The organism is Luteitalea sp. TBR-22 (assembly GCF_016865485.1).
Lineage (GTDB): Bacteria > Acidobacteriota > Vicinamibacteria > Vicinamibacterales > Vicinamibacteraceae > Luteitalea.
Genome location: NZ_AP024452.1, coordinates 4,759,505 through 4,781,261, shown reverse-complemented (window position 1 = coordinate 4,781,261; position 21,757 = coordinate 4,759,505). Strand labels below are relative to the sequence as shown.

At 71.6% G+C, this 21,757-nt stretch carries 16 protein-coding genes; 14 read left to right on the top strand and 2 right to left on the bottom strand.

Annotated features, from left to right (window positions below; translation table 11 throughout):
- The first annotated feature begins 81 nt into the window (after nucleotides 1–81).
- From TBR22_RS20085 to TBR22_RS20055, 7 genes are all read left to right on the top strand, one after another.
- Complete coding sequence (locus tag TBR22_RS20085) at nucleotides 82–2,370, top strand: alpha-amylase family protein (RefSeq protein WP_239489613.1); 2,289 nt, start codon at nucleotides 82–84, stop codon at nucleotides 2,368–2,370.
- Nucleotides 2,367–2,663, top strand: a complete 297-nt coding sequence (locus TBR22_RS20080) for a DUF167 domain-containing protein (protein WP_239489612.1) — start codon at nucleotides 2,367–2,369, stop codon at nucleotides 2,661–2,663. Before TBR22_RS20085 ends, TBR22_RS20080 begins: the two co-directional genes overlap by 4 nt.
- A gap of 7 nt (nucleotides 2,664–2,670) precedes the next feature.
- Nucleotides 2,671–4,161, top strand: a complete 1,491-nt coding sequence (locus tag TBR22_RS20075) for an enolase C-terminal domain-like protein (RefSeq protein ID WP_239489611.1) — start codon at nucleotides 2,671–2,673, stop codon at nucleotides 4,159–4,161.
- Between the two features lie 131 nt (nucleotides 4,162–4,292).
- The gene (locus TBR22_RS20070) at nucleotides 4,293–6,314 is read left to right on the top strand and encodes a TonB-dependent siderophore receptor (protein ID WP_239489610.1); all 2,022 of its coding nucleotides are present in this window, start codon (nucleotides 4,293–4,295) and stop codon (nucleotides 6,312–6,314) included.
- A gap of 120 nt (nucleotides 6,315–6,434) precedes the next feature.
- A complete protein-coding gene (locus tag TBR22_RS20065) occupies nucleotides 6,435–6,971 on the top strand; it encodes an RNA polymerase sigma factor (protein WP_239489609.1) in 537 nt (178 codons plus the stop codon).
- Entirely contained in the window at nucleotides 6,968–7,408 is a 441-nt protein-coding gene (locus TBR22_RS20060; protein ID WP_239489608.1) for a hypothetical protein, read from the top strand. Before TBR22_RS20065 ends, TBR22_RS20060 begins: the two co-directional genes overlap by 4 nt.
- Nucleotides 7,405–9,156, top strand: a complete 1,752-nt coding sequence (locus TBR22_RS20055; RefSeq protein ID WP_239489607.1) for an RDD family protein — start codon at nucleotides 7,405–7,407, stop codon at nucleotides 9,154–9,156. The genes TBR22_RS20060 and TBR22_RS20055 overlap by 4 nt, the downstream gene beginning before the upstream one ends.
- Before the next feature lie 6 nt (nucleotides 9,157–9,162).
- Here the strand turns inward: TBR22_RS20055 and TBR22_RS20050 are convergent, their stop codons facing one another.
- Nucleotides 9,163–11,931 (bottom strand): CHASE domain-containing protein, encoded by a 2,769-nt coding sequence (locus TBR22_RS20050; RefSeq protein WP_239489606.1) that lies wholly within the window; start codon nucleotides 11,929–11,931, stop codon nucleotides 9,163–9,165.
- Between the two features lie 99 nt (nucleotides 11,932–12,030).
- On the opposite strand from TBR22_RS20050, the gene TBR22_RS20045 reads away from it, so the two are divergent.
- From TBR22_RS20045 to TBR22_RS20020, 6 genes are all read left to right on the top strand, one after another.
- Nucleotides 12,031–12,552 (top strand): hypothetical protein, encoded by a 522-nt coding sequence (locus TBR22_RS20045; protein WP_239489605.1) that lies wholly within the window; start codon nucleotides 12,031–12,033, stop codon nucleotides 12,550–12,552.
- Nucleotides 12,549–13,304, top strand: coding sequence for an endonuclease/exonuclease/phosphatase family protein (locus TBR22_RS20040; protein WP_239489604.1), 756 nt, complete (start codon nucleotides 12,549–12,551; stop codon nucleotides 13,302–13,304). Before TBR22_RS20045 ends, TBR22_RS20040 begins: the two co-directional genes overlap by 4 nt.
- A gap of 73 nt (nucleotides 13,305–13,377) precedes the next feature.
- On the top strand, nucleotides 13,378–16,758 hold the full coding sequence (locus tag TBR22_RS20035; protein WP_239489603.1) for a M20/M25/M40 family metallo-hydrolase: 3,381 nt from the start codon (nucleotides 13,378–13,380) through the stop codon (nucleotides 16,756–16,758).
- An 82-nt stretch (nucleotides 16,759–16,840) separates the two neighbouring features.
- On the top strand, nucleotides 16,841–18,199 hold the full coding sequence (locus TBR22_RS20030; RefSeq protein WP_239489602.1) for a sigma-54 dependent transcriptional regulator: 1,359 nt from the start codon (nucleotides 16,841–16,843) through the stop codon (nucleotides 18,197–18,199).
- Between the two features lie 131 nt (nucleotides 18,200–18,330).
- Nucleotides 18,331–18,537 (top strand): hypothetical protein, encoded by a 207-nt coding sequence (locus TBR22_RS20025; protein ID WP_239489601.1) that lies wholly within the window; start codon nucleotides 18,331–18,333, stop codon nucleotides 18,535–18,537.
- 130 nt (nucleotides 18,538–18,667) lie between these two features.
- Nucleotides 18,668–20,104, top strand: coding sequence for a nitrogen regulation protein NR(II) (locus tag TBR22_RS20020; RefSeq protein WP_239489600.1), 1,437 nt, complete (start codon nucleotides 18,668–18,670; stop codon nucleotides 20,102–20,104).
- Between the two features lie 96 nt (nucleotides 20,105–20,200).
- Here TBR22_RS20020 and TBR22_RS20015 read toward each other — a convergent pair whose 3' ends face one another.
- The gene (locus tag TBR22_RS20015; RefSeq protein ID WP_239489599.1) at nucleotides 20,201–20,818 is read right to left on the bottom strand and encodes a YceI family protein; all 618 of its coding nucleotides are present in this window, start codon (nucleotides 20,816–20,818) and stop codon (nucleotides 20,201–20,203) included.
- Between the two features lie 247 nt (nucleotides 20,819–21,065).
- Between TBR22_RS20015 and TBR22_RS20010 the strand changes: the two genes are divergently transcribed.
- Nucleotides 21,066–21,695, top strand: coding sequence for a DUF4410 domain-containing protein (locus TBR22_RS20010; protein ID WP_239489598.1), 630 nt, complete (start codon nucleotides 21,066–21,068; stop codon nucleotides 21,693–21,695).
- The last annotated feature ends 62 nt before the right edge of the window (nucleotides 21,696–21,757 follow it).

Below are 21,757 nucleotides of genomic sequence, written 5' to 3'. Positions count from 1 at the left end.
TGTCGTCCTCGATGGCCGGGTCCGGTGCCCGGTGCCCGGTGCCCGGCGTGTGCCCGGTGCCCGGAACCGTATCATTCCCCCATGCGCCGCGTGTTGCTCCTGTGCCTGGCCCTGGGCGTGATGACGCTCACCCTCCGGCCGTCGGCCCGGACGCCGGCGCCGCCCGCCCGAGTGCTGCCCATGGCGGTGTGGTACGGCGGCGGCAAGGCCCGCGCGCCGATGCTCGAACGCGACGCCCGCCAGAAGAAGGAGGCGTGGCGCGCCGACGTGCAGCAGATCAAGGCCCTGGGGTTCACCACGATCCGCGCCTGGATCGACTGGGCGAGCGGCGAGCCCGTCGAGCGGCAGTACCAGTTCGAGACGCTCGACGTGCTGCTCGAACTCGCCGAGGAGGAGGGGCTGACGCTCGTCCTGCAGGTCTACATGGACTCGGCGCCGGGCTGGATCGGCAGGCGCCACCCCGACAGCCTCTTCGTGTCGAGCAACGGCCAGGCGATCACGCCGGAGTCGTCGCCCGGCTACTGTCGCGACCATGATGGCGTGCGCGACGCCGACGTCGCCTTCTACGCCGCGCTGGCCAGTCGCGCCGCGCGCAGCAAGGCATTCCTCGGGTTCGACCTCTGGAGCGAGCCTCACGTCGTCAACTGGGCGACGCCGACGTGGATTGCCAATCCGGAGTTCTGCTTCTGCGTGCACACGAAGGCGCGCTTCCGGGCGTGGCTGCAGCGCAAGTACGGCAGCGTCGAGGCCCTCAATCGCGCCTGGTATCGGCACTTCACGAGCTTCGACGAGGTCGAACCGAGTCGCCTCAGCACGATTCTCTCGTTCACCGACTATCTCGACTGGAAGGCCTTCATCGTCGACAAGCTCGGCGAGGATCTGAAGGATCGCGCCGACGCCGTCCGCAAGGCTGCACCTGGCGTCGTCATCACGAGCCATGCGGCGGGCGTCGGGCTGTTCGCCTCGCCGCACCACTGGGAAGGACAGGCCGACGACTGGACGATGGCGCGGCAGGTGGACTACTACGGCACCTCGTTCTATCCGAAGCATTCGGCCCTGGTCGATCGGGATGTCCAGTGGCGGGGCGCATTGCTCGACTTCACCCGATCGTTCGGCTACGACCAGGGCCGGCAGGGCTTCTGGATCGGCGAGCTGCAGGGCGGCTTCGGGACGATCGGCGTCAACGTCAGCCCCACGGTGACCGCCGGCGACCTGCGAATCTGGACGTGGTCGGCGCTGGCGCGCGGCGCCAGGGGCATCAGCTACTACGCGTGGTACCCGATGAGCACGGGCTACGAGGCCGGCGGGTTCGGGCTGAACCAGCTCGATGGCACGATCACCGACCGCGCCAGGGCGGCTGGTGCCATCGCGAAGGTCGTGGCCGCCAATGCCGACCTGTTGCTCGAGGCGCGGCCCGTGCGCGCGGAGGTGGCGATCGTCTACAACCCGCTGGCCCACTTCGTCGGCGGGCGACAGCGTGCCGCGGCATACGGCGGGCCACAGGGCGAGGTCGTCGGCATCGAGCGTGACTCGCTGCTCGGCGCCTACCGGGCGCTCTTCGGCCGGAACGTGCCCATCGACTACGTGCACGCGAACCATGTGACCGCCGAGTCGCTCTCGGCGTACAAGCTCGTGATCTTCCCGTACCCCGTGATGGCGCCCGACTCGGTGGCGGCGCCGCTGCGCGCGTACGTGGAGCAGGGCGGGGCGCTCGTCGCGGAGGCGCGCCTGGCGTGGAGCAACGAGAAGGGCGTGGCCTCGGACCGCATCCCGGGCCTGGGCCTGTGGGAGGTGATGGGCGCGCGCGAAGTCGCGGTGCAGACCGCCACGGGAGGCAAGACGCAGCTCACCTGGTCGGGCCTGGCCTCCGACCTGCCCGGCCTGCAGGCGGGCGACGTGCTGCCCGGGCGCTGGTACGAGGAGACGCTGGAGCCGCTCTTCGGTCGCGCCCGCGTCGTCGCGACCTTGCCCGGTGGCGCCGCCGGCGCGGTGTTGTCGACCCACGGCCGAGGCAAGACATTGCTCCTCGGTTCGTACGTGAGCGCCGCGTACCAGAGCACGCCCACGGCTGCGGCCGAGCGCTTCCATGCGGGCCTGCTGGCGTGGGCCGGCGTGACGCCGCCCGTGGAGGTCACCGGCGGCCCCTTCGAGGTGCGCCTGCTCACGCGCGGCAGCGAGACCCTGGCCTTCGTGCTCAATCACGGCCGCGCGCCGGCCCGCGGCACGGTCGTCGTCGGCGTCCAGGGCAGGGCCACGCAGGTGAGCGACCTGGCCACGGGGACAGCCCTCGAGGCGCGCATCGACCGGGCGCGCGTGAGCGTCGAGCTCGAGGTGCCTGCCGAGGACGCGCGCGTGCTGCGCATCCGATGATCACCGACGTTCCCGGCGGCGTCGTGATCGCGGTGCGCGTGGTGCCCCGCGCCGGGCGATCCGGCCTCGCGGGCACACGCGAGGACGCCGTGCTCGTCCGCCTGGCGGCGGCACCGGTGGACGGGGCCGCCAACGCCGAGTTGATCGAGGTCCTGGCCGACGCGTTCGGCGTGCCGCGCCGGCAGGTCAGCCTGGTGGCGGGTGACCGGGCGAGGCAGAAGCGGGTGCGGATCGACGGCCTGACGCGCGCCCGCGCCGCGGCGGTGGTCGCCGCCTCCGGTTCGCGCGGATAATGCGCCCATGACGTCCTGGTCCCGTCGGCCGACCCGTCGCGCCGTCCTGCGCGCCGCCGGCGCCGCCCTGCCCTTCGCCTCGATGGGCGTGTCCGGGCCGGCCGGGCACGCGCCCGCCGTGCGCGCCGCGCGTCCCGCCGACATCCGCGTGACGGACGTGACGCACGCGTTCGAGGGACATACCTATCGCGCGCCCTACATGTTCGGCGGGCGGTCGGTCGATCGCGTGACCATCCTCAACGTGCAGGTCCGCGTGCGCACCGGCGACGGCAGGGAGGCCTACGGTTTCGGGTCGATGACGCTGGGCAATGCGTGGTCCTTCCCGAAGGTGTCGCAGGACGAGGGCCTCGGCGCGATGATGGCCCTCGCCGACGCCTTCCGCGCCACGACCGCCGCCTGCGACGAGCAGGGCCATCCCGTCGATCTCTGGCGCGTCCTCGAGCCGGCGTACCTGCGCGAGGCCGCGGCGCTCGGGCGGGCGCGTGGGATGGCGTCGCCGATCCCGAAGCTGTGCACCCTCGTGGTCGCGAGCGCCTTCGATGCGGCCATCCACGACGCCTACGGCAAGGCGTTCGGCCTGAGCAGCTACGCCACGTACTCGTCGCGCCACATGCGCCACGACCTGTCGCGCGATCTCGGGCCGTCGTTCAAGGGCCAGTACCTCGACCGCTTCGTCTCGCTCGCCCCGAGGCCGGTGACGCCGGTGTTCCACTCGGTGGGCGCGAGCGATGCCATCGAGCCGGCCGACCTGAAGGTGCGGCTCGACGATGGCCTGCCCAACACGCTGGCCGAGTGGATCGCGCGCGACGGGCTGACGCACTTCAAGATCAAGCTGAACGGCGGCAACGAGGCGCAGGACTTCGACCGCATCACGCGCATCGACCGCGTGGTGCGCGAGGAGATGGGGAAGCGTCGCGTCGATGATTGGCACTACCTGCTCGACTTCAACGAAGGGTGCCCCAACGTCGGCTACCTGCTCGCGCTGCTGCGCAAGGTGCGCGAGGCGACGCCCGACGGCTTCACGCGCATCAAGTACGTCGAGCAGCCCACCTCGCGCGACCTTGCCGGCGACCGCGCCAACGTGATGCACGAGGCCTCGAAGCTGCTCCCCGTCGTCGTCGATGAGGGGCTGGTCGACGTCGAGTCGCTGCACCTGGCGCGATCGATGGGCTACACGGGTGTCGCCCTCAAGGCGTGCAAGGGGCAGAGCCAGGCGCTGCTGATCGCCGCGGCGGCGCAGCAGGCGGGCATGTTCCTGTGCGTGCAGGACCTCACGTGCCCGGGCGCCTCGCTGATCCACTCGGCCGGCATCGCCGCGCGGGTGCCGGGCAACGCCGGCATCGAGGCCAACGCGCGGCAGTTCGTCCCCGCGGCCAGCGCGGCGTGGGACCCGAAGTTCCCCGGCCTCTTCACGATCCGGGGCGGCGTCATGCGCACGGGGCAGCTCACCGGCCCGGGGCTCGGGGCGGTGCCACCGGGCCCATACCTTCAGGGCTAGTGGCGACCGGATGTCCCAACAAGGGACAAAGTCGTTTAGGATAGGCGCCATGCGACCCGGCTCCCATGGCGGGGTCGCGTCGGTGCGGGTCGGTTCGCCACACTCCGGTGGGGCGGACCGGCCATAATCCGATGGTGCGCGCCTCGTGGCTCTTGCTGGTCCTCCTCGGCACCTGCCCCCTCTCCACGGCTGGCGCACAGCCACCGGCCCCCAGCCAACCGCCCGCGGCGCCCGCTCCAGCCCCCCGACCGCCTGAAGAGGCCGATGAAGGCGACATCCCGGAGGTCGAGGAGACGGTGGTGGTCTCCGCCACCCGGTCGGAGCGCCGCCTGCAGGACGAACCCCTGCGCGTCGAGGTCATCGATCAGGACGAGATCGAGGAGAAGGCGCTGATGACCCCCGGCTCGGTCGCGATGCTCCTCGGCGAGACGACCGGCCTGAGGGTCCAGGCGACCGCGCCGTCGCTCGGCGCGGCCAACGTGCGGATCCAGGGGCTGCGGGGCCGCTATGCGCAACTGCTCGCTGACGGGTTGCCGCTCTACGGCTCCGGAGGCGACTCGCTGGGCCTGCTGCAGGTGCCGCCCCTCGACCTCGGGCGCGTGGAAGTGATCAAGGGAGCTGCCTCGGCGTTGTACGGGCCGGCAGCCCTCGGCGGCGTGATCAACCTCGTGTCGCGCCAGGCCGCCTCGGCGAGCACCGAGGCGCTGCTCAACGTCACCACCCTCGGTGGCGCCGACGCCACGATGTGGCTCGCGAGGACCTCGTCGACGGGCTGGGCCTGGACGCTGCTCGGCGGCGCACATGGTCAATCGCGGCGCGACCGGGACGACGATGGGTGGACCGACGTGGCGGGCTACGCGCGTGGCGTGGTGCGTCCGCGGGTCACGTGGGACTCGGGCGCGGGGACGTCGCTCTTCCTGACGGGCGGCCTGATCGCCGAGGACCGGCAGGCGGGCACGATCGGGTCCGCCGTGGCGCCCGACGGGTCGCCCTTCGCCGAACGTCTGGACTCACGCCGCGCCGACGTGGGCGGCGCCTGGCGCCGCGTGCTCGGCGCCCGCGTGCTCAGCCTGCGGGGGTCGTGGGCGCGCAACGGGCAGGACCGGCGATTCGGGGAGGTGCGCGAGCGCGGGACACGCGAGACGGCTTTCGGCGAAGTCGCCCTCACCGGCATACGGGGCCGCCAGAGTTGGGTGGTCGGCGGCGCGCTGCAGCAGGACCGCTACGCGCCGCGTGACGTCAGGCGCGCGGCGTACCGGTTCACGGTACCGGCGGTCTTCGTGCAGGACCAGGTCGACATGGGCCCACGGGCGAGCCTGTCGGCCAGCGCGCGGCTAGACGCGCACAGCGAGTACGGGGCACTGTTCAGTCCGCGTGTGTCGCTGCTGCTGCGACCCTCGCCGGCCTGGACCACTCGCGTGTCGGCGGGCGGCGGCGCCTTCGCGCCGACGCCGTTCACCGAGGAGACCGACGAGACCGGCCTGTCGCGACTCGCGCCGCTGGCGGGCCTGCGCGCCGAGCGGGCCGCGTCCTTCAACGCCGACCTCACGTGGACGCACGGGCCGTTCGAGGTGACGGCGACCGGCTTCGCCTCGCGCGTGTCGCACGCCGTGCAACTGGCGACGCTGCCGCAACTGGCGGCACCATCGTCGACAGGCATCACCGTGGCGCTGGTCAATGCCGCGTCGCCGACGCGCACCTGGGGCACCGAGTTGCTCGCGCGGTATCGGCGTGGGGCTCTGGTCCTGATGGCGACGCACGCCTGGACCAGTTCGACCGAGCTCGACGTGGACGAGGGCACGCGCCGCGACGTCCCGCTCACGCCGCGCCACGCCCTCTCGTTCAACGCCATGCTGGAAGGCGCGCACTGGGGACGCGCCGGCCTCGAGGCCTACTACGTCGGCCAGCAACCCCTCGAGGACGACCCGTACCGCACCGTCAGTCGTCGCTACCTGCTCCTCGGCGCGCTGTTCGAGCGACGCTTCGGCGCCGTGCGCCTGTTCGTCAACGCCGAGAACCTCTTCGACGTGCGGCAGACCACCTACGCGCCCCTCATCCGACCGACCCGGCTCCCCGACGGTCGCTGGACGGTGGGCGCCTGGGCGCCGCTCGACGGCCGCGTCGTCAACGGCGGCCTCCGCGTCGGCTTCTGAGCTCCACGCCGTCGTCATCGCCCGATCGCGCGGCGAGACACCTGCCTGATCGGCACGTCCCAGCCCCCAGTGCGTGGTGCCCAGTGAAACTTTTCCCCCTCATCCGGGTATGTGATGTACATGGCCGCTCCGGGCGACCCGTCGGGCCCGCCAGGGGCAGCCAGTTTCGACGCCTTCGTGCGCGAGTACCAGGACATGGTCTACGCCGTTGCCCTTCGCCTGCTGGCCAACGAGGCCGATGCCGAGGATGTCGCCCAGGCGACCTTCGTGCGGGCGTACGAGCAGTTCGGACGCCTGGACCCGGTCACGGTTGCCGGCTGGTTGCGCACCGTCGCCACGCACCTGTCGCTGAATTACCTCGAACGGCATCGCTCGCGCTGGCGGCTCTTCAGCGAACTCGGGAAGGCCGGCGACCCGCCGTTCGACGCGCCGTCGGACGCCCCTGACCCGGCCGAGGCGCTCGATGCCGATCAACGGCGCGCGCGCCTCGAGGAGGCGCTGCTCGGCCTGCCGGCGCACCAGCGCGTGCCGCTGGTCCTGTTCCACTTCGAGCAGCGCAGCTACGACGACATCGCCCGCCTGCTCGGCGTGTCCCTCGGCAAGGTGAAGACCGACATGCACCGCGGTCGTCTCGCATTGAAGCGGTGGCTCGCATGACTCCCGATCACGACGCCCTCGAGCGCCTCGTCGATCGGGCGCTCGGCGAGCTGCCGAGCCCGCGGGCGCCGCACACCCTGCGGGCGCGCGTCAGCGCCGCCGTCGCGGCCCCGCCGTCGGGGCGGCCGTGGTTCACGTGGCCGTGGCCGATGCAGGTGGGTGCCGGCGCAGCGGCCTGCCTCGTCGCCTTGGTGCTCGCCTGGGCATGGCCGTCGCTGATCGGGCAGCTGTCGCCGTCGATTCCCGGGACCGGAGTGTTGCGGGCCACCGCGGAGGCCAATGGCGCGGTCGTGCAGGTGTTGCGCCTCACCTGGACCGCGGTGGTGGCGCCGCTCGCCTGGTACGTCCTGTTGACCATCGTGATGTTGGGCACCGCCTGCGCGGTGTGCCTGGCGGCCTTGAGCCGCGTCGCCCTCGGAGGGGCATCCCAGTCATGACCTCACTGCTGCGAATGGCCGGCATCGGCCTCGTGGGCCTGCTCGGCGTCGGCACGCCACTGGTACGGGGGCAGGTGGCTGCGACGCCTGCCGTCGACGCGCCCGCGACGCAGGCGCCTGCCACGACCGCACCTGCCCCGACCGAGTCCGCGCCGCGCCCGACCCGGGCCCCGCGCGCCCGCACCGCGCCGCCGCCGGCCGTGCCGGCCACGACGGTGTCCCCCGAGGGCGCCGTCATCACCGACACGACCACCGGGCTCGATCCGTGCGAGGGCCTGGGGTCCAACCCGGTCTTCCGGCTCGGCCAGGACGAGGCCATCGGGCCCGAGGACGTGTTCCACGAGTTCGTGGTGGTGATGGGCAACCTGGTGGTCCAGGGCCATGTGTGCGACGACGTGTCGGTCACGCTCGGCGACGTCAGGCTGGCGAGCACGGCCCGGATCGACGGGTCGCTCGTGGTGGTCGGGGGCGCGCTGACGGTGGAGCCCGGCGCGGTCGTGGGACGGGAACTCGTGCTCGTCGGTGGCACGCTCGATGCCCCGCAGGACTTCCACCCGGGCGACGGCAAGGTCGTGGTCGGGGTTCCGCTGATCGGCCAGCGGCTGCGCGGCGCGGTGCCCTATCTCACGCGCGGCCTGCTGCTCGGGCGCCTGATCGTGCCCGACCTCTGGTGGATCTGGGTCGTCGTCGGCGTGGTCTTCTTCGTGCAGCTGGTCCTCAACCTGCTCTTCCCGCAGGCGACGCTCGCGGCGACCGGCATGATCGCCGAGCGTCCCGTGAGCACGTTCCTCGCCGGTGTGCTCGTGCTCCTGCTGACCGGACCGATTGCGACGCTGCTCGCGGTCACCGTCATCGGGCTGGCGGCGCTGCCGGTGCTCTTTGCCGGGCTGGTGATCGCCTGGATTGTCGGGCGCATCGCCGTGGCGCGCTGGATCGGCACCCGCCTGTTCCCGCAGGACGATCCCGACAGCCGCCTCGAGGCGACGCGGTCGCTGGCGATCGGCGCCGTGGTGATCACCATCGCCTACATGATCCCGCTGCTCGGCCTGGTCGTGTTCGGCCTCACCGGCGTGCTCGGGCTCGGCGCGGCGATGCTGGCGTTCGTCCGGGCCTACCGCCGCGAGAACCCGGCGGCCCCGAAGGCGCCGCGCCCGGTGCCGCCCGTGGTGCCGCCGACGGCGCCTCCGGCGGTGCCGCCGACGCCGGCCGAGGCCTCGTTGCGCGCCGACGCACCGGCCGACGGCCTCGGCATGCCGCTGCACTCGTCAGCGCCGGCTGACACGTTCGGCATGCCGGCGCCGGCCTTCGCGGGTGGCCTGCCGCCCGTGACGGCGCCGGTCGACGCCTCCGCCGATGGGCGCGCGCTGCTGGCCTACCCCCGCGCCTCGTTCGCCGAGCGGGCGGCGGCCTTCGCGCTCGACGTGCTGCTGGTGGCGGTGACGCTGGCGATGTTCCACGTCGACTCCGACGTGTTCCTGCCCTGCCTGCTGGCCTATCACGTGGCGTTCTGGACGTGGAAGGCCACGACGGTCGGCGGCATCATCTGCCAGGTGCGCGTGGCGCGCGTCGACGGCGCGCCGCTGCGCCTGGTGGACGCGCTGGTACGCGGGCTGGTGGGGATCTTCTCGCTGGCGATCTTCGGACTCGGCGCCCTGTGGATCCTGCGCGACGAGTACCGCCAGGCGTGGCACGACAAGGTCGCCGGCACGGTCGTCGTGCGCGTCCCGCGGGACTTCCCGCTGCCGTGAGCCGTCCTACGCCGCCGCTGGTGTCTCGCTGAGCCAGCGGCGCAGCACCTGGGCCAGGGCCTCGAGCGCCACCGGCTTGGTGACGAACTCGTTCATGCCGGCTTCGAGGCACAGGGCCTGGTCGCTCGGCAGCGCGCTGGCCGTCATCGCGATGATCGGGACCGCCGCCCGCACGTCGCCCGCTTGTCCCTGTCGGATCCGGATGGTCGCCTGCAGGCCGTCGAGCTCCGGCATGTGCATGTCCATCAGCACGAGTTCGTAGGGGCGGGCCTTCAGCGCCTCGATGGCCGCCGCGCCGGTGCCGACCACGTCGGCGGTCAGCCCGAGGCGCGTGAGCATCGCCAGCGCCACCTTCTGGTTCACGAAGTTGTCTTCGGCCAGCAGGATGCGCGCGGGGCCCGCGGTGGCGGCGGGCGTCGCCGGGTGGTCACCCGATTCGCGCCCCTCGCGCCCCTCGCGGCCGTCGCGCCCCTCGGGCCCCTGGGCTGCCGCCTCGCCGGCGCGCGCGCGGACCACCGCCGTTACCAGCTCACGCGTCCGCAACGGGCGGGTCAGCCACTCGAACACCCCCGGCGTGCGCGCGCGACGCGCCTCGGCGTGCTCGGCCATCGACGTCACGAGCACCACGGGCAGCGCCAGTTCGGCGAAGGGTCGCGTCAACGCGATCACGTCGCCCTCTGGCGCCAGGTGCGCGTCGACCACGGCGACCTGGACCGGCGTGGTCCTCGCCATGGCGGCGGCGCAGGCCTCGGCCGTGCTCGCCGTGACCACCTGCGCTCCACGAGCCTGCAGGACCGCCGCGATGGCGTGGCGCGTGGTCGCGTTGCCTTCGGCCACCAGCACGCGCAGGCCGTCGAGCGACGTGTCGTCGCGGGCCGGCTGGGTCGCCTCCATGCCGAGGCGGGCCGTGAACCAGAACTCCGAGCCGACGCCCGGCGTGCTCCGGACCCCCACCGTGCCGCCCATCAGCTCGACCAACTGGCGCGAGATCGCCAGGCCGAGGCCCGTGCCCCCGAAGCGACGCGTCGTGGAGGCGTCCACCTGCGAGAAGACGTGGAACAGCCGGTCGATCTTGTCGGCCGGAATGCCGATGCCGGTGTCGCGCACGCTGAAGCGCAGCTGCACCGAGCCGTCGGCCGCCGTGTCGACGGTGGTGCGCAGGACCACCTCGCCCTCGGTCGTGAACTTGATGGCGTTGCCCATGAAGTTGGTCAGCACCTGCCGCAGGCGCCCCGGGTCGCCGGTCACCCGTCGCGGCACGTCGGGCGAGGTCACGTGGATGAGCGCGAGGCGCTTCTCCTCGGCCTTCACGCCCATCGCCGCGGCGAAGTCGTCGAGCAGATCCTCGAGGTCGAAGGCGATGTGCTCGAGCTCGAGCCGGCCGGCCTCGATCTTCGAGAAGTCGAGGATGTCGTTGAGCAGGACGAGCAGAGCCTCGCCGCTGCCGCGCACGACCTCGGCGAAGCGCCGCTGCTCGGGTTGCAGGTCCGAGTCGAGCAGCAGCCGCGTCATCCCGATGACGCCGTTCATCGGCGTCCGGATCTCGTGGCTCATGTTGGCGAGGAACTCGCTCTTGGCGCGACTGGCCTGCTCGGCGCGGTGCGCCATCTCGTTGGCCAGGGCGGTCTGCTTCTCGACGTCGCGCAGCGCGCCCTCGGCGACGGCGGTCTGGGCGCGCAGCTCCGCGGTCATGGCGTGGGCGAGCGACTGCGCCCGCACGCGGGCCATGCCGAGGAGCCAGATCGTGGCGCCGAGGAAGCCGCTGAGGATCAGGCCGCCGACGCCGACGATCCAGGGGCCGGAGTGGCCGATGGTGGCATCGAAGGCCGGCGTGGTGCTGGTCCGCACCATCAGGCGATGTCCACCGACGTCGACCGGCTCGACCGACGTGAACCAGCTCTGTGCGTAGTGAGCGTCGTCGATGTAGCCGGTCACGCCGGCAAGCCGCCGGTTGGCGTCGTACACCACCGACTCGGCCGACAGTGACTCGCCGTCGAACAGCTCGAAGTCGATGAGCCCGTCGGCGCTGTCGGCCACGCCGTGCATCAGCTCCTGGGCGACCAGCGGGGCATACACCAGGCCGACCAACTGCCGGCGGCGTTCCGCCACCGTCGTGGGCTGGCCGCGATAGACCGGCACCAGGAACAGGTAGCCGGGTCCCCGGGAGTCGTCCTGCACGAGCGTGATGCGCTGGGTCATGGCCGGCGCGCCGGTGTCGATCGCCCGTTCGGCCGCCTGCCGACGGAACAGCTCGCTGCCGATGTCGAACCCCCACGCTGCCCGATTCGCCTCGAACGGCTCGACGTGGATGATCACCAGCAGGTCGGCCGCGCGTCCCGAGGTCCGCACCGCGAAGCCCTCGCCGTTGTCGGCGCGTTGCGCCGCCACGAACGCTGGCAGGCGGCTCCGCTCCACGCGGGCGACGAAGCCGAAACCGCGGACGCCGGGGAACTCTGCCGCCATGTCGTGCGCGGCGACATAGCGCCGGAACCCGCCGCGGTCGATCTCGTGGTCGGCCATCGCGAAGGCCGCGACGGCGCCCTGCATCCCGTACAGTGGCTGCCGGAAGCGCTGCGCGACGTCGGTCCTGATCCGCTCGGCGAGCTGATCGAAGCGCGCCCGCGCGGTCGCGTCGATCGCGGCAGCGTTCCAGCGGGCCGCCATCAGGCTGACCACCAGTCCGCACATCCCTGCAACCACGGCGGTGGCCAGGACCCCGCTTCTCGACTGTCGCAGCCGCTGGATCATCAGCGACAGCGTGGCGACCGTGGGCATGGTGCGGACTCCCTCCTGTCGGGCTATCGGCAAGTGGGGGAGTGGCATGACTCCTGCGAGGCCGTGGCGGGCTGGCGCGGCCCTTGCTGAGGCCATGGCATGTCCTTCGATAGCCCCGATCCGGCAGAGAACCCCGAACTGGACCGTCCGCAGGGCGGGCTCACCGAAAGCGAGAAGCGCGAGACGTTCGTGAGGCTGGTGTTCGATGGCGACGAGCAGCGGTTCGAGGCCTTTCGACAGGCCATCCTCGCCGTGGTCCCGCCCCGCACCCGCGCGGTGGTCCGGGGCAGCGCCATCACGGGCATCCGCTGGAAGGACCAGGCGCCCTTCGACGCCGACGGGCCCGGCACCAGCGACGTCGACCTGACGCTGGTCGGGGCCGACGTCCTCGGGGCGTACAACCTGTCAGGTTTCTACGTCCCTGGCGTGCACACGCGGCCGATGGGGGAGGAAGATCCCGACATCGCGCCGGCCCTCAAGGACCTGCGCGAGGCGCTGACGGACCTGGCCGGTCATCCGGTGAACGTGCAGGCGTCGAGGGACTGGGTGCTGTACCTGCGTGGCGAACTCATCGGGCAGCCCTACCTCACGCTCATCGGAGACGACGAGGCGCCGGCGTGACGCCATTTCGGCTGGTGACATGGAACATCCGCGAGGGTGGCCGCGGGCGCGAGGACGCCATCGTCGCGACGCTCGCGGCGCTGAAGGCCGACGTCGTGCTCCTTCAGGAGGCCACCGACCCTGTCGTCGTCGAGCACCTCGCGCACCGCACCGGGATGGTGCAGTGGGGGACGTCGCACCGCCAGTCGCTCGGCTTCCTGGCCCGCGTGCCGGTGCGAGAAGTGGCGTGGCACCGCCCACGGGTGTCGCGCCACGCCTTCCTCGAGCTGGTGCCCGGCGGTGGGGGCCCGCACCTCTTCGGCGTGCACCTCAGTGCCGTCCACGCCGCGTGGACCGAGCGGCGACGCGTGCACGAGGTGCGCGCGCTGTTGCGGACGGTGGCGGCCCGCGCCAGCGGTTTCCACGTCCTGGCTGGCGATTTCAACACGCTCGCCCCGGGCGAGTGGCTCGACGTGCAGCGCCTGCCGCTGCGGCTGCGGCCCTTCATCTGGATGAGTGGCGGCCACATCCGCTGGCGGACCATCCAGCAGGTGCTCGACGCCGGCTACGCCGACGGGTACCGTGTGGCCAGGCCCGGGGAGACCGGGTTCACCTTCCCGACCTGGCAGCCCCACATCCGACTCGATTACGTGTTCCTGCCGTCCCCGGGCGTCGCGACGCTCACGGCGTGCGAGGTGGTGAGCAGCGACACGGCTGCCCGCGGCTCCGATCATTTCCCGCTCGTCGCCGAGTTCGCCGCCGAGGCGGGCTAGGAGAGGCCCTGCCGACCGCAGCCGGCCGCCTGCCGTCTGACCCACTCCCGACTGCCGTGTTTCGCATGCGAACATGCTGGGCATGCGATTGCCCGGCGTTTCGCACCTCACGTCCCGCGTCCTCCTGAGCCTCGCCGCCGTATGTGGGGCGGCCGCACCCGCCGCCGCCCAGGAGCGCGTCCACGAGAAGCTCGACGTCGCGCTCGACCCGGCGACCGGGCGGGTCGCCGTGCGCGCCGACGTCACGGCCGATGGCGGCCGGCGCGAGGTCGAGTTCCTGTTGCATGCCCGTCTGCGCATCTCGAAGGCCGAACCGGCGGCAGTCGAGGTGCCGCTCGGCGACGTCGCCTGGCTCGGCGACATCGAGGGCGGGGAGATGCAGAAGGCGCCGGCGATCAAGCGGTATCGCGTGCAATTGCCGATGCCGGGCGCGGCCTTCCACGTCGAGTACGAGGGCGTGTTCGACTTCGCGCTCTCGGATGCGCGCGAGGAGTACACGCGCGGCTTCCGCTCGACGCCGGGGCTGCTCTCGAAGGAGGGGGTCTACCTGCCGGGCGCCAGCGGCTGGTACCCGCTGGTCGGGAGGGCACTGGTCACGTTCGAGGCGGTGATCGCGCAGCCCGACGGCTGGCGCGTCGTGGCCGAGGGGGAAGGCACCTCGCGCGACGCCGACGGCCGCGCCCGCTGGGCGTCGAAGGCGCCGGTGGACCAGGTGCACCTGGTGGGCGGCCCGCTCCGGCTCACCACGCAGGCGGCCGGCGCCGTCGAGGCGCAGGTCTACCTGCACGAGGACGACAACGCGCTCGCGCAGAAGTACCTCGCGGCCACCGCGCAGTACCTCGAGATGTACCGCGGCCTCATCGGCCCGTACCCCTACGGCAAGTTCGCGCTGGTCGAGAACTTCTGGGAGACCGGCTACGGCATGCCGTCCTTCACGCTGCTGGGGCCGCAGATCATCAGGTTCCCGTTCATCCTGACCTCGTCGTATCCGCACGAGATCCTGCACAACTGGTGGGGCAACTCCGTGTTCGTCGACGAGACGGGCGGCAACTGGTGCGAGGGCCTCACCGCCTACATCGCCGACCACCTGATGCAGGAACAGCGGAGCGAGGACGCCACCTACCGCCGCTCGACGCTGCAGAAGTACCGCGACTACGTCTCGACGTCGCAGGACTTTCCGCTCACGCAGTTCCGCGGCCGCCACAGCGCCGCCACCGAGGCCATCGGCTACGGCCGCACGATGATGGGCTTCCACATGCTGCGGCGCCTGGTCGGCGACGAGCAGTTCCGCACCTTCCTCGCGCGCTTCTACCGCGACTTCCGCGGCAAGCGCGCGTCGTTCGACGATGTGCGGAAGACGATGGAGGCGGTGAGCGGGCGCGACCTGGCGCGGTTCTTCGGGGACTGGACCGCGCGCACCGGTGCGCCGACGCTCGCGCTCAGCGACGTGAAGGTGACCCGTCAGGGCATCTCGCACGTCGTCGAGGGGCGTGTCTCGCAGGTGCAGCCGGGCGAGCCGTTCGCGCTCGACGTGCCGCTCGTCATCCAGACCGACGGCAAGCCCGTCGAGACGACGCTGCCGGTCACGGGCAGGGACTTCGCGTTCCGCGTCGAGATGGGGGCGACGCCGCTCGCGCTGCACGTCGATCCCGCCTTTGATTTGTTCCGCCGTCTCGATGCGCGCGAGACGCCGCCCTCGCTCGGACAGATCTTCGGCGACGCCGCGCCGCTGGTCGTGATTGCCGCGAAGGACTCCGCGGCTCGCATCGCCGCCTACCGCGCCATGGTGGAGGGCTGGAAGGCCCCGGCCCACGCCCCGCGCATCGTGCTCGACACGGAGGTCAAGGCGCTGCCCGCCGATCGCTCGGTGTGGCTGCTGGGGCGCGACAACCGGTTCGCCAAGGCGCTGGTCGACGGCAAGTCGGTGCGCGTCGACGCCACCCGGTTCGTGATCGACGGCCAGACGATGGCCGGCCGGGATCACGCCGCCATCGTCGTGCGGCGCCACCCGGCGAGCCCGAACCACGCGCTCGGCTGGATCGTTGCCGATCGCGTCGACGCGATGCCCGGCCTGGGACGCAAGCTGCCCCACTATGGCAAGTACTCGTACCTCGGGTTCGAAGGGGCCGAGCCCACCAACGTGCTGAAGGGCCAGTGGCAGGCGTCGGACTCGCCGCTGTCGGTCGACCTCCGCGGCGCTGCCGCGAAGGCCGCGCCGGTTCCGCCGCTGTCGCTCGGGCGTGCCCCGCTCGCGGCGCTGCCGGCGGTGTTCTCGGAGACGGCGCTGAAGGGGCACGTCGACACGCTCGCGTCCGCGGCGTACACCGGGCGTGGCATCGGTACGCCTGGCCTCGACGAGGCCGCCGAGTACGTCGAGGCGCAGTTCAAGGCGGCGGGCCTGTCGCCCGGGATGTCCGACGGCAGCTACCGGCAGCCGTTCTCGGCGGCGCGATCGCCATCAGGTGCGCCTGCGACGCTGGTCAACATCATCGGCGTGCTCGCCGGCAGCGATCCGGCCATGAAGGACCAGTCCGTGGTCGTCACGGCGCACTACGACCACCTCGGCATGGGCTGGCCGGATCCGCGCGCCGGTGACGAGAACAGGCTGCATCCGGGCGCCGACGACAACGCGAGCGGGGTGGCGGTGCTGATCGAACTGGCCAAGGTGATGGCGGCGGCCGGGGCGCCGCGCCGGACGGTCGTGTTCGTGGCCGTGTCGGGAGAGGAGGCGGGCATGCTCGGATCGAAGCACTACGTCGAGCACCCTGTCCGCCCGCGTGAAGGCATCCGGGCCGCGCTGAACATCGACAGCGTCGGCCGGCTCGGCACGACGCCCCTCGGGGTCATCGGCAGCGGCACCGCGACGGAGTGGCCGCACGTGTTCCGCGGCATCGGTTTCGTCACGGGCATCCAGACGCAGATGGCACAGCAGGGCCTCGAGTCGTCGGACCAGGCGAGCTTCATCGCCAGGGGCATTCCGGCCGTGCAGTTGTTCACGCCGCCGCACGTCGACTACCACCGGCCTGGCGACACGGCCGACAAGGTCGACGTGCCCGGCCTGGTGCGCGTGGCGACGGTGGCGCGTGAGGCGGTGGCCTACCTGGCCGAGCGCCCGGAGCCGTTGACGATCACCATCACTCCGACTGCCGGGGCGCCGGCGACGGCCGCGGCGCCCGCGTCGGCGGGCCCCCGCCGGGCCGGCTTCGGCGTCGTCCCCGACTTCGCCTTCGCCGGTCCGGGCGTCAAGGCCTCGGGCCTGGTGCCCGGGTCTCCCGCCGAGCAGGCCGGGATGAAGGCCGGTGACGTGCTCGTGGAGATGGCCGGCAAGCCGCTGGCCTCGCTCTCGGCCTACTCCGACGTGCTCAAGACGCTGGCGCCCGGCCAGGCGGTGCCGATCGTGTTCGAGCACGAGGGGAAGAAGGTGAGCGCGACGGTGACGCTGGCCGCGCGCTGAACGGGCGCGCGGCAATGCCGCGATGCCGGAATGTCGCGAGGCCGGAAGGCCGGGTGACGAAGGCCGGTATACTTCGCCGTGCATGGCCACGATTCTCGTCGCGGACGATGAGCAACTGATCCGGTGGTCGCTCTCCGAGCGCCTGCAGGCCGACGGGCTGCGGGTCGTCGAAGCGGCGACGGGGCAGGAGGCGATCGACAAGGTGCACGAGGGGATCGACCTCGTGCTGCTCGACTACAAGCTTCCCGACATCGACGGGGTCACGGTCCTGCGCCAGATCAAGGAGTACGACCCCGACATCGTCGTCATCCTGCTGACCGCCTATGCCACCGTCGACACCGCCGTCGAGGCGATGAAGACGGGCGCGTACCACGTCGCCAACAAGCCGTTCAACGTCGATGCGGTGTCCGATCTCGTCGCCAAGGCGCTCGAGACGACGCAGCTGCGGCGCGAGGTGCGCAACCTGCGCGCCGAGAAGGCGCAGCCGTACTCGCCCGAGCGCATCGTCGGCGACTCGCCGAAGATGGTGGAGGTCAAGGCGCTGCTGAAGAAGGTCGCCACCAGCCCGGCGTCGACCGTGCTGCTCACCGGCGAGAGTGGCACGGGCAAGGACCTGGCGGCCAAGGTGCTGCACTTCAACAGCGACCGGTCGCACCGGCCCTTCGTGAACATCACGTGCTCGGCGATACCGGAGACGCTGCTCGAGAGCGAGCTGTTCGGGCACGAGCGCGGCGCCTTCACCGACGCGCGACAGCAGAAGCGCGGGCTGCTGGAGTCGGCCGACGGCGGCACGGTCTTCCTCGATGAAATCGGCGAGATGGTGCCGGCGCTGCAGGCCAAGCTGCTGCGCGTGCTCGAGGAGAAGGCCTTCAAGCGCGTCGGGGGCCAGCACGACGTGCGCGTCGACGTGCGCATCATCGCCGCCACCAACCGCAACCTCGAGGAGCAGGTGAAGGGCGGACACTTCCGGTCCGATCTCTATTACCGGCTCAACGTGCTGCCGATCGAGCTGCCCGCGCTGCGGTCGCACCTCGAGGACGTGCCGGCGCTGGTCACCTTCTACGTCGACCAGTTCAACCGCGAGTTCCGCAAGGCCGTGCGTGGCGCGTCGCCGGCGGCGCTCAAGGCGATGCAGCATTACGGCTGGCCGGGCAACATCCGCGAACTGCGCAACGCCGTCGAGCGCGCGATGCTGCTCTCGGACGGTCCCTGGCTCGAGCCGGTGGATTTCCCGGCGCTGTCGGGGGCCGTGCCGGTGGCCTCAGGCCTTGCGCTGCCGGCCGAAGGCGTGAACCTCGAGGAACTCGAGCGGAGCCTCGTGGTGCAGGCGCTCGAGCGGGCGGCCGGCAACCAGACGCGCGCCGCGGCCCTGCTCGGGCTCAACCGCGACCAGATCCGGTATCGCATCGAGAAGTTCTCGCTGGGCAAGACGACGGCCTGACCTCGCGGGGATTTCCCCACCTCGCTGCGAGAGAGTTCGGCGCCTCCCTCTCCGCGTCGGAGCGTTCCGCGCGCCCGGCGCCTGTTTTCAGCCGTCTGGCAGTCGGCACGTGTGTTGCTCAGGGTCCGGGCATGAGTGCCGGCAAGCGCCTCGACAGCCTCGCGATGCCCTGCCCGTCGTGCGGGCAGTCGCGGGTGCCGCCATTGGCCGGCAGCACCCTCACGATCGCCTGGTACGCGTGCGATTGCGGCCATTTCTGGTCGGCCCGCGTGCGCGACGGACGCCCGGTGTCCAGCCCGCCCGCCACCAACGCCCCGCTCCCCTCGTCGCCGCGCTGAGCGGCCTACGGCGCGATCGGAGACCGTCCTGCTCTGCCCGCGTGCTCTCTGAGCCCTGAGCCCTGAGCCGCGAGGCCCGAGGCCCGAGGCCGAACCCCGAGCCGCAAGCCCTGGGTTAGCATCGACCCGCGTGTCGAACACCTTCCGACGCCTCACCTCCTCGCGTGCGAGCACCCTGCCGCTGCTCGGCCTGCTGCTCGCGGCCCTCATCTTCAGCGTCGACTACGAGGCGCCGGTCGGCGCCGCGGTCGGCATGCTGTACGTCGGCGTGATCCTGCTGGGGTTGTGGACGCCCTGGCTGGCCTATCCGCTCGTGGCGGCCGCGGGCGCGTCCCTGCTGGTGCTGTTCGACCTGGCCGCCGGGTGGGGCGCCGACGTGCCTCCGGGCGTGGTGATCAACCACCCGCTGATGATCCTCGTGTTCGGTATCACGGCCATCGTGGTGCGCCGGTTCGTGATCCTCGAGCGGCAGGCCGAGGCGCACCTCGAGCAACTCGGCGACTTCAAGCGCGCGCTCGACGCCGCGGCGATCGTGGCGATCACCGACGTGCAGGGCCGGATCACCTACGTGAACGACAAGTTCACCGAGATCTCCGGCTACTCGCGCGAGGAACTGCTCGGGCAGGACCACCGCATCATCAACTCGGGCTATCACCCGCCCGAGTTCATCCGCAATCTCTGGCGGACGGTGGCGCGGGGCGCGGTGTGGAACGGCGAGATCCGCAACAGGTCCAAGGACGGGCACTACTACTGGGTCGACACGACCATCGTTCCCTTCATGAACGAGGCGGGCAAGCCGTACCAGTACATCGCCATCCGTGCCGACATCACGGCCCGCAAGCTCGCGGAGGACACCATCACGCACCAGGCCGCGCTGGCGCGCGTCGGGCAGATGGCGGCAGTCCTGGCGCACGAGGTGCGCAATCCCCTGGCCGGGATCCGCGGCGCGATGCAGGTGCTGATGCGTCGGCGCGCGGAGGACGATCCCGAGCGCGGCGTGATGCAGGAAATCCTCACCCGCACCGAGTCGCTCAACGACCTGCTGAACGACCTGCTGCTGTTCGCCCGGCCGCGCCCGCCGCGCCCGTCCACGCTCGAACTCGGGCCCGTGATCCGCGACGTGTTCGCGACCGTTGCGCAGGACCCGGCGGGCAGCGGGGTCGCGTTCGAGGCGGCGGGCGAGCCGTTGAGCGTGCACGCCGACCCCGACCTGACGCGGGCCACGCTGCTCAATTTGGTGCTGAACGCGGCGCAGGCGCTGCAGGGCGCGGGCCGGATCACGGTGACGACAGCGGCGCGCCCCGGCGGCATGGTGGAAGTGCAGGTGCGCGACACGGGCCCCGGCATCCCGGCCGAGATCCGCGAGCAGGTGTTCGAGCCGTTCTTCACGACCAAGGCCCGCGGCGGCGGGCTGGGGCTGCCGATCGCGCAGCGCACCGCGGAACTGCACGGCGGCGCACTCACGGTGGCGTGCCCGCCGGAGGGGGGCACGGTGTTCACGCTGCTGCTGCCGAGAGAAGAGCAGAAGAGCAGAAGGCAGGGCGGGAAGGACGAAGGCGGAACGTGAGGACGTCTACCCTTCTACCTTTTTCTACCTTCTGTTCCTTCTACCTTCCCGCTCTGCCTTCTACCCTTCTACCCTTCTACCCTTCTACCCTTGCCCCTACGTCGTCGGCTTCGCGAGCACGGTCTCGAACTTGATCGTGACCTTCGGGTCGGTCTTCAGCATGCCCATCATCGCGGTCGGCGGGGTGATCCCGAAGTCGGTCATGTCCAGATCGACGCTGCCCAGCACCAGCAGCTTGCCGTTGCGCAGGCTGGTCACCAGCGGCAGCATGACTTCCTTCTCGACGCCGGCCACCTTGAGCATGCCGAACGCCTTCGCGCCGCCGGGCTTCTTCTCCATGCGCGACAGCGTGAACACGATGTCGGGGTACTGATCGGCCTTCAGCGCCACGTGCATGTCGGCGGTGAAGTTGTCGCGGTCCGACTTCAGGGCGGCGATGGGCACCACCACCTCGAAGGACTCGACGGCCCCGGGCTGGATGACGCCGACCCAGAAGAAGTCGCCACCGGGGAGGTCCCGGGTGACCTTCACGTTGCGGGTCTGCGCCTCGTTGGTCGTGGCGCTCCAGTCGAGGACGGTGGACGTGCCGGAGATCGTCACCTTGGCGCTGGAGACGACAACGGGGGATTCCTGCGCGGACGCGAGGCCGGCGACCAGCAAGGCGGTCACGGTCAGCGTGGCGAGCAGCCTGGGACGAGTGATGGCGAAAGTCATGATGGGAACCTCGGCGGAATGAAAGAGCAAGCTCCGCTCCCCTGATGGCAACACGCGTGCCGTGGGCGCTTGCGCCGGAAGCCGCCGATTCCGCATGGAATGCATGCGTGCCCGACATAAGTGGGGAAGGGTTCCCGAGGGGTTGCGGAATTCTCCGCCATCCCCCGGGCGCCGCTGTCCGGCTGTGCGCCCCGTCACGCCGCCACGTTCTTGTCTCCAGGTACCGCCAATCAGGGAGGCGCTGTCCATGCCCACCAGGTCGCTCGCCGTCGCCACGCTGGCCCTCGCCGGCTCGCTGGTCTCCGCCCAGGCTCCCGTCCGTGTCGTCGAGGACGGGGTGCTCGACCGCATCGAGTTGTTCGTCGCCGCGCCGGAGGGCGCCGCGGGCGCGACGGTCGCCATCGCGCCGTTCGATACGTCGGCCACCGACCTCGGCACCGGCGGCAAGGACGGCAAGCAGGCCCGCCAGGAGGAGGCCCGGACGATGCAGTCGGAGGGCCCGCGCGTGCTGGCCGAACGCTTCGTGGCGGCGCTGAAGGCGAGCGGCGGCTTCAAGGACGTCGTGGCGCTGAAGGCCGGCGAGGCGCCGCCCGCCGGCGCGTTGGTGTTGAGTGGTCGCTTCCTGAAGCTCGATCCCGGGAGCCGGGCCAAGCGCTACTTCGCCGGCTTCGGCGCCGGCAAGTCCGCGGTGGAAGTCGCCGGCGAGGTGAAGGACGCGTCCGGCAAGACGCTGGCGACGTTCCAGCAGCGGCGCATCGGCTCGATGGGCATGGGCGGCGGCGACTCGCTGGGCAAGCTGATGAGCGACTCGCGCAGCATCGGCGAGGACCTCGCCAGGTTCATGAGCGCGTGGGCCACGGGGGGGAAGCTGAAATGACGTTTGACGTTTGACGTTTGACGTTTGACGCCGGACGCCGGACGCCGGACGCCGGACGCCGG

What these genes read in the sequence shown, in the direction of transcription:
- TBR22_RS20085 (WP_239489613.1), top strand. Translation starts at nt 82, where the DNA reads ATGCGCCGCGTGTTGCTCCTGTGCCTGGCCCTGGGCGTGATGACGCTC.
- TBR22_RS20080 (WP_239489612.1), top strand. Translation starts at nt 2,367, where the DNA reads ATGATCACCGACGTTCCCGGCGGCGTCGTGATCGCGGTGCGCGTGGTG.
- TBR22_RS20075 (WP_239489611.1), top strand. Translation starts at nt 2,671, where the DNA reads ATGACGTCCTGGTCCCGTCGGCCGACCCGTCGCGCCGTCCTGCGCGCC.
- TBR22_RS20070 (WP_239489610.1), top strand. Translation starts at nt 4,293, where the DNA reads ATGGTGCGCGCCTCGTGGCTCTTGCTGGTCCTCCTCGGCACCTGCCCC.
- TBR22_RS20065 (WP_239489609.1), top strand. Translation starts at nt 6,435, where the DNA reads ATGGCCGCTCCGGGCGACCCGTCGGGCCCGCCAGGGGCAGCCAGTTTC.
- TBR22_RS20060 (WP_239489608.1), top strand. Translation starts at nt 6,968, where the DNA reads ATGACTCCCGATCACGACGCCCTCGAGCGCCTCGTCGATCGGGCGCTC.
- TBR22_RS20055 (WP_239489607.1), top strand. Translation starts at nt 7,405, where the DNA reads ATGACCTCACTGCTGCGAATGGCCGGCATCGGCCTCGTGGGCCTGCTC.
- TBR22_RS20050 (WP_239489606.1), bottom strand. Translation starts at nt 11,931, where the DNA reads ATGCCCACGGTCGCCACGCTGTCGCTGATGATCCAGCGGCTGCGACAG.
- TBR22_RS20045 (WP_239489605.1), top strand. Translation starts at nt 12,031, where the DNA reads ATGTCCTTCGATAGCCCCGATCCGGCAGAGAACCCCGAACTGGACCGT.
- TBR22_RS20035 (WP_239489603.1), top strand. Translation starts at nt 13,378, where the DNA reads ATGCTGGGCATGCGATTGCCCGGCGTTTCGCACCTCACGTCCCGCGTC.
- TBR22_RS20030 (WP_239489602.1), top strand. Translation starts at nt 16,841, where the DNA reads ATGGCCACGATTCTCGTCGCGGACGATGAGCAACTGATCCGGTGGTCG.
- TBR22_RS20025 (WP_239489601.1), top strand. Translation starts at nt 18,331, where the DNA reads ATGAGTGCCGGCAAGCGCCTCGACAGCCTCGCGATGCCCTGCCCGTCG.
- TBR22_RS20015 (WP_239489599.1), bottom strand. Translation starts at nt 20,818, where the DNA reads ATGACTTTCGCCATCACTCGTCCCAGGCTGCTCGCCACGCTGACCGTG.
- TBR22_RS20010 (WP_239489598.1), top strand. Translation starts at nt 21,066, where the DNA reads ATGCCCACCAGGTCGCTCGCCGTCGCCACGCTGGCCCTCGCCGGCTCG.